General features: G+C 55.3%; 15 protein-coding genes. 4 read left to right on the top strand and 11 right to left on the bottom strand.

Annotation, left to right across the window (positions count from 1 at the left end; all coding sequences use genetic code 11):
• Positions 1-3: 3 nt before the first annotated feature.
• The 8 genes from OLX08_RS11025 to ruvC all read right to left on the bottom strand — a co-directional run bounded on the left by OLX08_RS11025 (position 4) and on the right by ruvC (position 5,659).
• Positions 4-1,116, bottom strand: a complete 1,113-nt coding sequence (locus tag OLX08_RS11025) for an energy transducer TonB (protein ID WP_391481431.1) — start codon at positions 1,114-1,116, stop codon at positions 4-6.
• Positions 1,117-1,125: 9 nt separating this feature from the next.
• Positions 1,126-1,608, bottom strand: a complete 483-nt coding sequence (tolR, locus tag OLX08_RS11020; protein ID WP_391481430.1) for a protein TolR — start codon at positions 1,606-1,608, stop codon at positions 1,126-1,128.
• A 3-nt stretch (positions 1,609-1,611) separates the two neighbouring features.
• A complete protein-coding gene (gene tolQ / locus OLX08_RS11015) occupies positions 1,612-2,286 on the bottom strand; it encodes a protein TolQ (protein WP_391481427.1) in 675 nt (224 codons plus the stop codon).
• 100 nt (positions 2,287-2,386) lie between these two features.
• Positions 2,387-2,776 carry a tol-pal system-associated acyl-CoA thioesterase gene (ybgC, locus tag OLX08_RS11010; protein WP_391481426.1) on the bottom strand — a complete coding sequence of 130 codons (390 nt, stop codon included), beginning with the start codon at positions 2,774-2,776 and terminating at the stop codon, positions 2,387-2,389.
• Positions 2,773-3,426: a hypothetical protein gene (locus OLX08_RS11005; protein ID WP_391481424.1), complete on the bottom strand. Its 654-nt coding sequence runs from the start codon at positions 3,424-3,426 to the stop codon at positions 2,773-2,775. Before OLX08_RS11005 ends, ybgC begins: the two co-directional genes overlap by 4 nt.
• 17 nt (positions 3,427-3,443) lie before the next feature.
• A complete protein-coding gene (ruvB, locus tag OLX08_RS11000; protein ID WP_048599633.1) occupies positions 3,444-4,460 on the bottom strand; it encodes a Holliday junction branch migration DNA helicase RuvB in 1,017 nt (338 codons plus the stop codon).
• A gap of 9 nt (positions 4,461-4,469) precedes the next feature.
• Positions 4,470-5,144: a Holliday junction branch migration protein RuvA gene (ruvA, locus tag OLX08_RS10995; protein WP_391481423.1), complete on the bottom strand. Its 675-nt coding sequence runs from the start codon at positions 5,142-5,144 to the stop codon at positions 4,470-4,472.
• Positions 5,141-5,659: a crossover junction endodeoxyribonuclease RuvC gene (gene ruvC, locus OLX08_RS10990; RefSeq protein WP_391481422.1), complete on the bottom strand. Its 519-nt coding sequence runs from the start codon at positions 5,657-5,659 to the stop codon at positions 5,141-5,143. Before ruvC ends, ruvA begins: the two co-directional genes overlap by 4 nt.
• Positions 5,660-6,026: 367 nt before the next feature.
• Between ruvC and OLX08_RS10985 the strand changes: the two genes are divergently transcribed.
• The gene (locus OLX08_RS10985; RefSeq protein WP_048599636.1) at positions 6,027-6,218 is read left to right on the top strand and encodes a DUF1127 domain-containing protein; all 192 of its coding nucleotides are present in this window, start codon (positions 6,027-6,029) and stop codon (positions 6,216-6,218) included.
• A gap of 89 nt (positions 6,219-6,307) precedes the next feature.
• Here OLX08_RS10985 and OLX08_RS10980 read toward each other — a convergent pair whose 3' ends face one another.
• The 3 genes from OLX08_RS10980 to truA form a co-directional block, all read right to left on the bottom strand.
• Positions 6,308-6,643 (bottom strand): hypothetical protein, encoded by a 336-nt coding sequence (locus OLX08_RS10980; RefSeq protein ID WP_391481420.1) that lies wholly within the window; start codon positions 6,641-6,643, stop codon positions 6,308-6,310.
• Between the two features lie 85 nt (positions 6,644-6,728).
• Positions 6,729-7,598 (bottom strand): 50S ribosomal protein L11 methyltransferase, encoded by an 870-nt coding sequence (locus OLX08_RS10975; RefSeq protein WP_391481419.1) that lies wholly within the window; start codon positions 7,596-7,598, stop codon positions 6,729-6,731.
• 51 nt (positions 7,599-7,649) lie between these two features.
• Entirely contained in the window at positions 7,650-8,417 is a 768-nt protein-coding gene (gene truA / locus OLX08_RS10970; RefSeq protein ID WP_391481417.1) for a tRNA pseudouridine(38-40) synthase TruA, read from the bottom strand.
• A gap of 322 nt (positions 8,418-8,739) precedes the next feature.
• Here truA and ileS point away from each other — a divergent pair, with 322 nt between their 5' ends.
• From ileS to OLX08_RS10955, 3 genes are all read left to right on the top strand, one after another.
• On the top strand, positions 8,740-11,619 hold the full coding sequence (gene ileS, locus OLX08_RS10965) for an isoleucine--tRNA ligase (RefSeq protein ID WP_391481416.1): 2,880 nt from the start codon (positions 8,740-8,742) through the stop codon (positions 11,617-11,619).
• A gap of 174 nt (positions 11,620-11,793) precedes the next feature.
• Positions 11,794-12,774 (top strand): ABC transporter permease, encoded by a 981-nt coding sequence (locus OLX08_RS10960; RefSeq protein WP_391481415.1) that lies wholly within the window; start codon positions 11,794-11,796, stop codon positions 12,772-12,774.
• Positions 12,775-12,776: 2 nt separating this feature from the next.
• The gene (locus OLX08_RS10955) at positions 12,777-13,721 is read left to right on the top strand and encodes an ABC transporter permease (RefSeq protein WP_341246220.1); all 945 of its coding nucleotides are present in this window, start codon (positions 12,777-12,779) and stop codon (positions 13,719-13,721) included.
• The last annotated feature ends 19 nt before the right edge of the window (positions 13,722-13,740 follow it).

Here is a 13,740-nt window from a genome sequence, read left to right as displayed (position 1 = left end):
TCATTACTTCAGGCGCAGGCCTGACGGGTTAAAGGTAATCTCAATGTCTTTCCATTGATCGTATTTGTCATCAGGCAAATCAAAGCCCTGTGCACCTGCGCGGAAAATCGCACTTCGCGCTGCACGGTATGCAATCTGGTTCAGATCAGCACTGCCCGAGCCGCTGATCAACTCCTCAGAGCCTGAAATTGGACGCCGGTCTTCCCCCACTGCAAAGCGCACAGTGATCACGACTTGGTCGCTAATCACGCGCGGCGGGACAGCCCATTTGTTCTGTATCTGACCAACAAGCGACTGGCGCTCGCCTTGGGTCATTGGTGGACCAACGGGCGCATCGCTTGCAGGCGAAGCATCTGCGGTTTCAGCAGTTTGCGCAGCCGCATCGGGCTCGGACGCCACCTCAGACTGGGCGGCTTGCACCGGTGCCACAGGCCTATTGGGACGCGCGGGTGGGCGGATTGAACGGGTTGGCGCGCCACCTGCTTCTTCTGCTTCCGTCACGACTTCGGGCGCAGCCTCTTCAGGGGCCGTTGCTTGCTGAGCATCGCTTTGAGTGCTTGGCAGCGCATCAGGATCATTCGTTTCTACGACCGCCTCTTGGGTTTGATCCGCGATGGTCGCATCAAGGGGCGGTGGGGCTACCGCTTGGGGTGCAATACGTGGCGCGGGTCTTGCTTTGGGGCGCTTGGACGCATCAATAACAGCACTCACTTGCGGCTCTGGCGGGGGCGCTGGCGGCGTGGGTTCTTCGGGTGCCTCATCGGTCACATCCGTCTGTGGCAACGGGGCAACCTGGCTCACATCGGGCGAGGCATCAGGCGGCGGTGTCGGGCGCACAGGCTCAGGCGTTTGGGGCCGCACAGGTTCAGGCACAGGCTGCGGCGCAGGCTCAGGCGTAGGCTCAAGAGGCGGTGCAACAATAGCTTCCGGTGCCGTAATCTGCGTCGGGGTTTCAGGAGGTGTTTGATTGGTGAGCGCATCAAACTCAGCCGAGGAAATAACGCTTACCTCCACATCCTCAAAAGGCGGCGGATCAGCAGAAAAGATCGGCCCCACAAGAAGGTAGCCGATAAGGCCCGCGTGACCCACTCCGGATATGATGTAGCCCGTGCGCATCAGGCGTGCCTACTGCTCCTGCACCGGCGTCACACCATCAAGCGTGGGGCCGCCAATGTCTGTCACAAGGCCAATGTTTGAAAAGCCACCCGCATTCAAAGCACCCATGATTTCTGCAACACTCGCATAGGTGTTAGCCCCATCAGCACGCAGGAAAATTTTATCATCACTGCGCTCGGTGGCGATCGCTTGCAAGCGCCCAATCAGTGCTTCGCGTTCAACTTCAGTTTCTTGAATCATCACAACGCCATCAGCGGTCAGCGTCACCGTCAGTGGTTCTTCGTTGTCCGATGAAAGCGCTGTGGCCGCAGTTTTGGGCAATTCAACAGGCACCCCAACCGTCAGCAAGGGTGCAGCAACCATGAAGATGATCAACAAGACCAACATCACATCAACAAAAGGCGTTACGTTGATTTCTGCCATCGGCTGTGCACGACCGCGGCGGCGGCCGCGACCACCCCCGCCGGCTTTTTTGATTGTACCCGCACCCATGGCTTAGCTATCCAACTGGCGCGACAAAATCGTGGCAAACTCGTCAGAGAACGCCTCGTAATTGCCGACAATTCGGTCACTGTCTGCGCTAAGCTTGTTGTAATAGATAACCGCAGGGATCGCAGCGAGAAGGCCCAAACCTGTCGCCAAAAGCGCCTCGGCAATGCCAGGGGCTACAACTGCAAGGTTGGTGTTTTGCTGTTCTGCAATCTCAATAAAGGCATTCATGATACCCCAAACGGTTCCAAACAACCCGATGAAGGGTGATGCGGATCCAACAGTGGCCAATACGGTCAGGCCCTTTTGCAGTTCTTCGGCTTCACGGTTGATCGCCACGTCCATGGCACGATCAATGCGGCTGGTCGCACCCGCGATCAAACCACCATCCGTTCGGTGAGACCTACGCCATTCAAGCATGCCTGACGCGAAAATCTTTTCTGATGCGCCTTCGGGCGCCGGTCCAATCTCATCGAACAAACCATCAAGCGGGGTGCCGGACCAAAAAGCCTGATCAAATTTCGCGGCCTCTGCGCGCGCTTTGCGGTACTGGATTGTCTTTTGAACAATAATCGACCACGCCCAGAAACTGGCGATAATCAGGATGATCATGACGAGTTTTACGGTGATCGTTGCGCGCGCGAATAGCGCCCACATTGAGAAATCTGCTGCGTGTTCCATATGGCCTGCTCATGTACTGCGGGTCTCTTTGCGGACCCAATTGCATACATAATAGGCGATGTTTCATTTAATTACTACGCTGAGCATGCGTAGGCGCGATTTAATGCAACTTTCGGCGAATATTTGCTGGCAGACGCGCAGGTGCCCCCGCCTCATTGATCGCCACAATAGTCACAAGCGCCGTAAACAACAAAGCTCCGTCGCGCCGTACATCCTGGCGAAACACCAAGCGGACACCGGTGATCGTTTCAATGGCAGTCTCAACGCTCAGCGTATCGTCAAATTTTGCAGAACCGAGATAATCCGCGTCCACGTGACGGACCGCAAAAACGATGCCCTCGTCCTCTTTGAGCTGGCGCTGATCTACCCCAAGCTCACGGACAAATTCAGTGCGACCGCGCTCGATAAACTTCAGGTAATTGGCGTAGTACACAATACCAGCCATGTCGGTATCTTCGTAGTAAACACGAATGGGCAAACGGTGTTTCATTGGACCTGACCTGCCGCCGTAAGCCGCGCGAAAAGGCGTAAAGCATGGGACGGATCGCGCGATGCAGCCGGCAGCACAGGATCATAAGCGGCGCGGATCAGTTGACCCACTTGCGGCTTCAGGATCACCCCGCCATCGGGCACAATCGCCAAGGGAGAGCTGCCAACAAATGCCTGATCAGACCAAAGCACAATCATCTGCGCCATCTGGCTCAGCGCAATTGTATCAGCCGGTGTGTCCGCAAGCACCTCATCCATCCGCAAAAAGACAAAACACGCTTTGATCCCACCATCATCATCAAAGCGGAAAATGCGATACTGGTTGGCATCAGCAGATTTGAGACGTTCTACAAGCGGGACCAGATCAGGGACCAGCCGTTCAAGATGCGGCACCTCGGTAAGTTCGGACCAATCAGAACAGAAAAAGACCATCAGGTTCGCCCCAATCTCAGGGTCCACTTCCGCCATTTTGTGCCCTGCAAGGCTAACGACAGCTTCGCACGCGCCTTTGAACACCCCCAAAGTCGCCTCATCCACACCAAAGATGACGGGGGCGATCGCCCTGCCCCAACGGGCAAAAACATAAGCCCCATCAGAGCGGGTAAAGCAGGCCTCTACGTCTTTTGCGGTGTATGTTTCTTGATCATGCATCTGTGAACCCTGCGCCGTTATTCAAAAAGGCCGCCCTGTTTCTTGGGTGCGGCCAGCCCCAAATGATCCCATGCCTTTTGTGCCAACATCCGGCCGCGTGGGGTGCGCTGTATCAAACCTTGCTGCAGCAGGTAAGGCTCAATCACTTCTTCAAGCGCATCACGGCTTTCAGACAAAGCGGCAGCCATTGTTTCAATGCCAACGGGCCCACCCTGATAATTCTCCGCTACAAGGCTGAGATACCTACGGTCCGCGCCATCAAGGCCCAACTTATCAACTCCCAAACGGGTCAATGCATTATCCGCAAGGGCACGGCTGATCTGGCCGTTGCCTTCCACCAGCGCAAAATCCACGACACGGCGCAGCAATCTGCCCGCGATACGCGGGGTGCCGCGCGCACGTTTTGCAATTTCGCGAATGCCCTCATCATCTGCGGTAACGCCCAAAAGCCGCGCACCGCGGGCGACAATCTCGTGCAGCTCATCGGTGGTGTAAAACTGTAGCCGCGTTGGAATGCCAAAGCGGTCACGCAGCGGCGTTGTCAAAAGACCAAGACGGGTAGTCGCCCCGACAAGTGTGAATGGCTGCAATTCAATCCGCACGGTGCGCGCGGCAGGGCCTTCGCCAATCACCAGATCAAGTTCAAAATCCTCAAGTGCAGGATAAAGCACCTCTTCGACAACTGGGTTCAGTCGATGAATTTCATCGATGAACAAAACGTCGCGTGCTTCAAGGTTGGTCAAAATCGCTGCCAGATCACCCGCCTTGGCAAGCACAGGCCCGGATGTCATGCGGAAGTTCACCCCAAGCTCACGGGCCATAATTTGAGCAAGGGTCGTTTTGCCCAAACCCGGTGGGCCGTGAAACAATGTGTGGTCCATCGCCTGCTCACGTTGACGCGCAGACTGGATGAAAACCTTCAGGTTTGCGCGTGCCTCTGCCTGACCGATAAACTCATCAAGACCTTGCGGGCGCAATGCGCGATCATTGTCTTCGGCAAGCCGCTCGGGGCGCAATGTGGGATCACTTTCCATGGGCCTTCCTTAGCCCTTCGGCGCCAGAAGTTTCAACGCCGCTTTGATCAACGCACCTGTATCTTGCGCACCTTGATCGCTGGCTTGCGCCACGGCCGACGCCGCGTCTTGGGGCGCGTAGCCCAAATTGCCCAGCGCAGAGAGCGCCTCGGACTGGGTCGACATGCTGGCTACTTGCGGCGTGTTTTGTGCGCCTGCGTCGTCACCGTCATCAATCACGTCATCTGTGACTGCTTTGGTCTGGCCCAGCGCGTCATGCACGCTGCCGCCCATTGCCATAATGGCCGGGGCTTTGTCTTTCAGATCAATCACAACTTTCTGCGCCGTCTTAGGGCCAATGCCCTTGGCGGCTTTCACGCTGCTCCAATCCCCCATGGCAATGGCGCGGCTAAGCCCCGCTTCGCCAAGTGTACCCATAATTGCCATCGCAGCCTTTGCGCCAACCCCTTGCACAGACATCAAAAGCCGGTGCCACTCTTTTTCGGCAAGCGTGGTAAACCCGAAAAGTTGCAGCAGATCCTCGCGCACCAAAAGGTCCGTATAAAGTGCGGCTGCCTCACCGACATTGGGCATTGAGGCAAGCGTACGCTCGTTACAATACACAACGTATCCGACCCCACCGACCATGAGCATAACGTGATCTGTACTGCGGTATTCCAGACGTCCTTGAAGTTTGCCAATCATCCCGCGGACCTCATTTCTTGTGCCTTCAGAGCTTTTTCCAAGCCGGTGCCAACCCCGCGTTGATGGGCGTGACAAATGGCGATTGCCAAGGCATCAGCGGCATCCGGTCCGTCAAACACCACACCAGGTAGCTGCATTTTGACCATGTGCTGTACTTGTTCTTTGGCGGCGTGCCCAACGCCAACAACAGTCTTTTTGACCGCATTGGGAGCGTATTCACCAATTGTAAGGCCCGCCTGTGCCGGCACCAACATCGCGATTCCCCGCGCCTGCCCAAGCTTCAACGTGGCGACACCGTCTTTGTTGACAAACGTCTGCTCAACCGCTGCTGCATCGGGGGCGTGCTGTGCGATCACGTCACTCAACCCAGTGTGAAGCGCCAAAAGTCGCGCGCCCAAATCACCGGTTTTCGTTTTGATGATGCCATTTGCGACATGACGCAGACGCGGGCCCACCATTTCGATGACACCCCACCCCATATTGGCCAAGCCAGGATCGATTCCCAGTATCCGCATAGTCGCCTGCCTGCTGTTATATTTATGCGTTTCAGCAGTAGCACGAAACGCGAACATTTGCCAAACAGAAACAAATATCGGCGTATTTCGCGAATTGTTACAAAACAGCCAAGGTTTTCGTGACCTGCGACATCCTGAACACCTGTGGATACTTTTGTCCAAATACGACATTTCAGGTGCAAATCGGGGCAGGCTTGACCTGCAAATAGCCCAATAACGACAGGCTATTTGTTCATTTTCGACATATGCAGTCCGATCATAGCTGCATTGCAGAAATACTCACTATCCGGAAATATCTTTCCCGCCTAAATGGGCGCCATCACGCACCCATAAACGCATAATTTTTGCGCAGTAAAGGAATACGATCATGGCCGTTATCGAAACATCCCGCTTCGCACCCGCAGCAAGCACATTCACAGTTGCCGCTCCGTTCATTGCGACTTTCGCGAAAGTAAAGTCTTGGAATGATGTGCGCCAGACACGCAAAGCGCTCAAGCAGCTATCTGCACGTGAATTGGAAGATGTCGGCCTGACATATGCAGACGTAGACGCGCTCTAAACCCTCAGGCGTGTCTCGAGCAAAAGCCGCACAGCCCTTTGGCCGTGCGGCTTTTTTTATGCGTGCTGGCTACAGAAATAGGGGCCGCTTTAGACGAACACCTGTAGATATTGAGCGATCCAGATGGTCAGGCTATCCGCTTGCATCATCCACGCTGCAAAGCCCCCCAAACCACCGGATGATTGTAAGCCCTCAACGCGTTCAACATACGCTGCAGGACCGTTTGTTGTGTAAGCAAACGCCTTAAATAGCCAAAACGCAGCAGCAGCCAAAAGCACCAAGTGCCACGGAAAACCGCCACGCGCCGGAGCGCGGCCCAGTACCATGCCATCGTGATTTACAGACTGTGTACGATAATACCCTGCGCGCCGCTGCTGCTTGGCCAATCGCTTCATTTTGGACTTAAACTTTTGCCGATCAGACATACCGTTGCCCTCAGTTACTCATTCGTTACTGAGGGTCTTGTTAACACAATTTTAAGATAATTGCTCTGTTTTTCTTACGGCAACGTTAATTGCGGGTCAGCGTGAGGGTCGTCCAGTCACCGATACTGCTGCGTTTGCGCAGCTCAAAACCCGCGCTGCTGTAGCAAGTCTGTACCTCATCGGCTTGCTCATTCAGAATACCGGACAAGATGATATGCCCGCCCTGCGCACATGCGCCAGCCATATCATCCGCAAGCATCAACAGCGGCCCCTTGAGGATATTGGCAAAAATCAGATCAAACGGCGTGGCACCTTGTAGGGTCGGATGATCAAAGCCCGCCGCCTCAACACAGGTGATGCGCCCCTCCAGATCGTTGGCCTTTGCGTTGGCAAGCGCCACTTCTACAGCGACCTCATCAATATCGCTGGCCAGAACTGTTTGGGGCCATACTTTTGCAGCCGCCATCGCCAAAACGGCCGTCCCGCAGCCAATGTCAGCAACGTTCTGGCCAACAAAACCCGCGTCAATCAACTCATCAAGAGCAATCAAACACCCGAGCGTCGTGCCGTGGTGCCCCGTCCCAAAGGCCATTGCGGCCTCAATCAACAACGGGATTTTACCTTCAGGCAAGCTGTCTGCGTCATGGCTGCCATAGACCACAAAGCGGCCTGCCTCGACGGGCGGCAACTCGCGGCGCACATGGGCGACCCAATCAGTTTCAGGCACTTCAGAAACAACAAAATCTTTCGCTCCGTTCATGGCCGCCAAAAGCGCAAGGCCTGCCGCATCAGGTGCTTCGATGAAATACCCACCTACTTCCCAAACGCCCGAACCGTCTTCGACCTCAAAAACACCCACGCCTGTGGGCTCTGGCGTCAGCGTTTCAAGCGCCTCGCCCAAAGCCTCGGCCTGTGCTTTGTTGTTCAACGTGGTTAACGCGGTCCATGTCATCATCGGTTTGATCTCCTTTTGGGCGCGCAAATGGCAAGCCGCAGTGTTTTGATTTTATTCGAAAGGGTCGTCGTCATAGCCAACGCCCGCGAGATACAGCCCGTGCGGTGCGCTCACCGGACCGCAAGCAGACCGCTCGCATGCCTCAAGCCTGCGTTTAACATCAGATGGTTCAAGATGCCCCGCGCCGACACGTTCAAGTGTGCCAACAAAGCTGCGGACTTGATTATGCAGGAACGACCGCGCGCGCACATCAAAGCGAAACTCAGCACCGCCCGGGTACGGATGTTCGCTTACATCTAAACGGTCGAGCGTTTTGAACGGCGTCAGACCTTGGCAAATAGACGAACGGAACGTGGTGAAATCATGATAGCCCAGCAAATGCTTGGCCCCCTCTTGCATCGCTTCCAGCGACAAAGGCGGCTTCACCTGCCAGACCAGCCCCGCTTCGTGCACAATTGGGGCGCGGCGCGATACCATTCTGAAAATATAGCGCCGCTCAACAGCGGAAAACCGTGCGTGAAACGCCTCGGTCACTTTCGCGCAGCCGATGATGGCAATGGGGTTCGGTTTCAGATGATAATTAATCGCCTCAGACAGCCGGAACGTGTCCCAATCACGCTCCATGTCCACATGGGCCACTTGCGCCCACGCATGAACGCCCGCATCGGTACGTCCTGCGGCCGCAATCTCATGGGCGCTACCGGCGACTTTACCGATGGCCTTCTCAATCATGCCTTGCACCGACGGCAAATCAACCTGTCGCTGCCAGCCGTGATAAGGCGCGCCGTTGTACTCGATTTTCAAGGCATATCTGTGCATGAACTCCAGTTAGCCCCAGATCACCCCCGTTGCAATCACTGCGCAATCACTAGACCAATTTGACGCCCGATTGAGTGTTCAGCGTCTTTGCGCACTTATACTGGCTGCGGCGGTCACGGGTCGCCGCCAAAGTATCACCGCCCACATAGTTTACAGCCACAAGGCCTACCCCTATAAGCACCCCATGATGTTTCAATCACTGCACATTATTCGAATTATATCCCCGGCGCTCTGACCTTATGAGCCGCCGGGCCAAGGCGTTCGAGACCCTCACGCCGCTCTCGCTATTCTATTGAAAATATGACGAAAAAGGACGCTCGATATGTGCGCCGAAACACCCGACTATAAAACCACACTCAACCTGCCCCGCACAGATTTCCCAATGCGCGCAGGTCTGCCCAAGCGCGAGCCTGAATGGCTTGCACGATGGGAAGAACTGGACGTCTATGGCCAGCTGCGCCAAAAATCTGGACGCAAGCCCTTCACGCTTCATGACGGCCCTCCCTATGCAAACGGTCATTTGCACATCGGCCACGCGCTGAACAAAATCCTAAAAGACATGGTCGTTCGCTCCCAACAGATGATGGGTCATGATGCCCGCTATATCCCAGGTTGGGACTGCCACGGCTTGCCGATCGAATGGAAAATCGAAGAGAAGTACCGCAAGAAAGGCCGCGATAAAGACGCAGTCGACGTGGTCGAATTCCGCCGTGAGTGTCGGGACTTTGCCAAAGGCTGGGTCGACATCCAACGCGAAGAATTCAAGCGCCTTGGCATCACTGGTAATTGGGAAAATCCATACCTTACAATGGAATATCATGCCGAGCGCGTGATCGCGGAAGAATTCCAAACGTTTTTGATGAACGGCACACTTTATCAGGGTTCAAAGCCTGTGATGTGGTCGCCTGTGGAAAAGACAGCCCTTGCGGAAGCTGAGGTTGAGTACCACGACCGCCAGACAGATGCGATCTGGGTTCCTTTTGCAGTTAAGGGTCAGACAGAAACTTATGTGGTGATCTGGACGACGACCCCGTGGACCATCCCGCAAAACCGTGCGGTCTGTTTTAACGAAACAGTAAGCTATGGTGCGTACAAGGTGAATTCCACGCCAGATGAATGTTGGGCCAAGGCAGGCGCAACATATCTCTTTGCCGATAATCTTGCTGAGAGCGCGTTTTCCGCCGCACGCCTTGATACTGAAATGTACACCCGTGTTGGGGATGTAAGCGCCGCCGAGCTTGCTGAACTGACCCTAAACCACCCGCTTCACGGTGCTGACGGCGCCGATGGGGAATGGGATTTCGACGTACCTATGCTGGCCGGTGATCACGTCACTGCCGATGCGGGCACAGGCTTTGTTCACACCGCCCCCAGCCACGGTGACGACGACTATCAAATCGGCCTGAAACACGGTCTTCCAATGACGTTCAACATCTTGGACGACAGTTCTTACCGCGCTGATCTGCCGTTTTTCGGCGGTGAGGTCATCCTGCGCTCAAACGGGAAGCCGGGCAAAGCGAACCAGAAAGTCATCGAAAAACTGGTCGAGGTTGGCGGCTTGCTAGCCCGCGCGCGGATCACGATCAGTGACGCACACTCGTGGCGTTCCAAAGCACCTGTCATCCGTTTGAACCGCCCACAGTGGTTTGCCGCGATCGACAAAGCCTGTGATGACGGGATGGACACACACGGCAAAACCATCCGTGAGCGCGCCCTGACCAGCATCGATGAGTTGGTGACATGGACGCCGCAAACGGGCCGCAACCGTCTTTACTCAATGATCGAAGCGCGCCCTGATTGGGTGCTGTCTCGTCAACGTGCGTGGGGCGTACCGCTGACATGCTTTGTCAAAACAGGCGCGAAACACGACGATCCAGACTACCTGCTGCGTAATGCTGACGTAAACGCACGAATCCTTGAAGCTTTCGAAGCTGAGGGCGCTGATGCGTGGTACAAAGACGGCGCGAAAGAGCGGTTCCTTAGCGGCATCGTGAACCCTGATGACTACACCCAAGTGATGGATATCCTTGATGTGTGGTTTGACAGTGGCTCAACCCACGCCTTTACCCTGCGCGACCGTGAAGACGGGTCTGAAGATGGCTTGGCCGACCTATATCTTGAGGGCACCGACCAACACCGCGGCTGGTTCCACTCATCCATGCTTCAGGCATGCGGCACCAAAGGACGCGCGCCCTATCGCGGCGTGCTGACACATGGTTTCACGCTTGATGAAAAAGGCATGAAAATGTCCAAATCCATCGGCAACACAATCGCACCAGAAGAGGTCACGAAACAATACGGCGCCGATATCTTGCGTCTTTGGGTCGCCCAATCTGATTACACCGCTGACCTGCGCATCGGGCCGGAAATCCTGAAAAACGTGGCCGATAGTTACCGTCGCCTGCGTAACACGATGCGCTTTATGCTGGGCAGCCTTGCGGACTTTGATGCGGCAAAAACCGTAGCGCCCCAAGACATGCCCGAGCTGGAACGCCTCATGCTGCACAAGATCGCCGTGTTGGATGAAACTGTGCGCAACGGCTACGCAAAATACGATTTCCAAGGTGTGTTCCGTGCCATCTTCGATTTTGCGACACTTGATTTGTCATCGTTTTACTTCGACATCCGCAAAGACGCGCTTTATTGCGACGGTGACACGAACCGCCGGCTTTCTGCATTAACCGTGCTGGATATTCTGTATGGCCGCCTCACAACATGGCTTGCGCCGATCTTGACCTTCACAATGGAAGAAGTCTGGCTTGAGCGAAACGGGGCTGAAACAAGTGTCCACCTTGTTGACTTCGTGCAAACTCCAGCCAAATGGCGCGATGACGCGCTGGCTGCGAAGCTCGACAAAATCCGCGCAATCCGCCGCGTCGTAACAGGTGCGCTGGAAGGTGAGCGGACGGCAAAAGTCATTGGCTCCTCGCTTGAAGCTGCGCCAACGGTCTATTTGTCGCCAGAACTTTTTGCCCTGATCGATGCGGATAACTTCGCAGACCTGTGCATCACCAGCCAAATCACGGTTGTCGAAGGCGTAGGCCCTGAGGGCGCGTTCGCCCTTGATGACGTAGCAGGCGTCGCCGTGAGCTTTGCAAAGGCAGACGGCGAAAAATGCGCCCGCTGTTGGAAGGTGCTGCCAGATGTTGGAAGCCACAAGCACGACGGCGTTTGCAGCCGCTGTGACAGCGCCCTTTCATAAATCGATACCGTCGAAATTTTGCGCGTAGGTCTTTGGGCCTGCGCGCGTTTTTTATGACACACGCTTTTTCCCCGCATATGACACTTAACAAAAATGTAATTGCCGCGACGTGAATACCGCCAAAACGCACACTCGGCTCTTGACCCCGCCGGCTACAAAAACAACTGTGATCCAATGTTAGCATACTCTCTCCGCCGCCTATTTCAGTCCTTCATTGTCTTGCTCGTTGTGGGGCTTGTCGCCTTTTCGATGTTCCGCTTTGTAGGCGACCCGATTGACAGTTTGTTGGGCCAGGAACGCACCCAAAGCGATATTGAGCGGTTGCGCGGAGAGTTGGGCCTCGATGACCCGTTTGTTGTCCAATATGGCGCGTTTTTGGGCCGTGCTATGCAGGGGGATTTCGGGCTGAGTTACCGCCAAGCCCGCCCTGTTGCCGAGATCATCGCCGAACGCGCACCTGCCACCCTTGAGCTTGCCTTGGTGTCTGCCGGATTTGCGATGTTTTTCGGTGTTGTCCTTGGCATTTTCACCGCCATTAGGCGCGACGGTTTCGCCGCCAACGCCATCATGTCGGTCTCATTGATCGGGGTCAGTTTGCCCACATTTTTGATCGGCATTCTGCTGATCTATCTGTTTTCAGTTGAATTGGGCTGGCTGCCCAGCTTTGGGCGCGGTGGCGTTGTTGATCTGGGCTGGTGGACGACTGGATTTGCGACCGGATCAGGCCTTAAAGCGTTGATATTACCGTCCATTACACTTGGGCTTTATCAGATGACGTTGATCATGCGGCTGGTCAGGTCCGAGATGCTGGAAGTCCTGCGCGCGGATTACATCCGCTTTGCCCGCGCCCGTGGTATCCGCGAAAAATCAGTCAACTTCCGTCACGCCCTAAAGAACACATTGGTCCCCGTGATTACGGTCACCGGCCTGCAACTGGGCAGCATCATCGCCTTTGCGATCATCACGGAGACAGTGTTTCAGTGGCCCGGCGTTGGGTTGCTGTTTATTAACGCTATTCAGTTCGTCGATATCCCTGTGATGGCCGCTTATTTGATGCTTATTTCAGTGATGTTTGTGGCAATTAATCTCATCGTCGACCTGCTTTATTTTGCAATTGATCCGCGTCTGCGCGCTGACCGTTCGGGAGGACATTAATCATGGCTGATACAACGCCTGCTCCAAAACCGCGCGGACGCCTTGCCCATTGGTGGGATGGCGATTTTGCTTATCAATTCCGCCGCTCGCCCGTTGCGATGATCTCTTTCACAGTTGTGATGTTGATGGTGTTGGCAGCAATTTTTGCGCCGTTAATCGCACCATACGACCCATTTGATCCGGCCTCCCTGAACCTGATGAACGGGTTTTCAAGCCCGATGGAGCCCAACGCATTCACTGGCGAAACCTTTTGGCTGGGCACCGATGATCAGGGCCGCGATGTGTTCTCAACCATCCTTTACGGGCTTCGCATTTCACTATTTGTGGGTGCGGCAGCGGTTGGGTTTGCAATGGTTCTGGGCATCACTTTGGGCCTTGTTGCCGCATATGTCGGAGGGTGGGTCGAGACCATCATCATGCGGATCGCAGACGTTCAACTGACCTTTCCGGCGATCTTGGTTGCCATGCTGATCTTTGGCGTGGCCAAGGGGATCACCCCCGTCGAGTACCGTGATCAAATGGCAATCTGGGTCTTGATTGTGGCAATTGGCTTGTCCGATTGGGTCCAATTTGCGCGTGTTGTACGTGGTGCGACCCTTGTTGAGAAGAACAAAGAATATGTCCAAGCAGCCCGCTTAATTGGCCGCGGCTCCGGCGCAATCATGCTGCGCCACATCCTGCCAAACGTGCTGAGCCCTGTGCTGGTCATTGCAACCATCTCGCTTGCCTTGGCAATCATTGCCGAAGCAACCCTGTCATTTTTGGGCGTAGGCGCACCGCCGACGCAACCATCTCTTGGCACGCTTATCCGTATCGGTCAGGGCTTTTTGTTCTCGGGCGAGTGGTGGATTTTGCTGTTCCCTGCTTGCACCCTTCTGGCCCTTGCGCTGGCCGTGAACTTGCTGGGCGATTGGTTGCGCGACGCCCTAAACCCAAAACTGCGCTAAGCCGCGACGTAACTGGTTA

The organism is Nereida ignava (assembly GCF_047114695.1).
In the GTDB taxonomy this organism is placed as follows: domain Bacteria; phylum Pseudomonadota; class Alphaproteobacteria; order Rhodobacterales; family Rhodobacteraceae; genus Nereida; species Nereida ignava.
Note: the sequence above shows the minus strand (reverse complement) of the source record. Positions and strands in the feature narration are given on the sequence as shown.

Bases quoted from the DNA above. Each gene is read 5' to 3' on its own strand.
- OLX08_RS10960 (WP_391481415.1), top strand. From the start codon at position 11,794: ATGTTAGCATACTCTCTCCGCCGCCTATTTCAGTCCTTCATTGTCTTG.
- OLX08_RS10975 (WP_391481419.1), bottom strand. From the start codon at position 7,598: ATGATGACATGGACCGCGTTAACCACGTTGAACAACAAAGCACAGGCC.
- ruvC (WP_391481422.1), bottom strand. From the start codon at position 5,659: ATGCGGATACTGGGAATCGATCCTGGCTTGGCCAATATGGGGTGGGGT.
- OLX08_RS10955 (WP_341246220.1), top strand. From the start codon at position 12,777: ATGGCTGATACAACGCCTGCTCCAAAACCGCGCGGACGCCTTGCCCAT.
- OLX08_RS10985 (WP_048599636.1), top strand. From the start codon at position 6,027: ATGGCCGTTATCGAAACATCCCGCTTCGCACCCGCAGCAAGCACATTC.
- tolQ (WP_391481427.1), bottom strand. From the start codon at position 2,286: ATGGAACACGCAGCAGATTTCTCAATGTGGGCGCTATTCGCGCGCGCA.
- ruvB (WP_048599633.1), bottom strand. From the start codon at position 4,460: ATGGAAAGTGATCCCACATTGCGCCCCGAGCGGCTTGCCGAAGACAAT.
- OLX08_RS11005 (WP_391481424.1), bottom strand. From the start codon at position 3,426: ATGCATGATCAAGAAACATACACCGCAAAAGACGTAGAGGCCTGCTTT.
- ruvA (WP_391481423.1), bottom strand. From the start codon at position 5,144: ATGATTGGCAAACTTCAAGGACGTCTGGAATACCGCAGTACAGATCAC.
- ileS (WP_391481416.1), top strand. From the start codon at position 8,740: ATGTGCGCCGAAACACCCGACTATAAAACCACACTCAACCTGCCCCGC.
- ybgC (WP_391481426.1), bottom strand. From the start codon at position 2,776: ATGAAACACCGTTTGCCCATTCGTGTTTACTACGAAGATACCGACATG.
- truA (WP_391481417.1), bottom strand. From the start codon at position 8,417: ATGCACAGATATGCCTTGAAAATCGAGTACAACGGCGCGCCTTATCAC.
- OLX08_RS10980 (WP_391481420.1), bottom strand. From the start codon at position 6,643: ATGTCTGATCGGCAAAAGTTTAAGTCCAAAATGAAGCGATTGGCCAAG.
- tolR (WP_391481430.1), bottom strand. From the start codon at position 1,608: ATGGGTGCGGGTACAATCAAAAAAGCCGGCGGGGGTGGTCGCGGCCGC.
- OLX08_RS11025 (WP_391481431.1), bottom strand. From the start codon at position 1,116: ATGCGCACGGGCTACATCATATCCGGAGTGGGTCACGCGGGCCTTATC.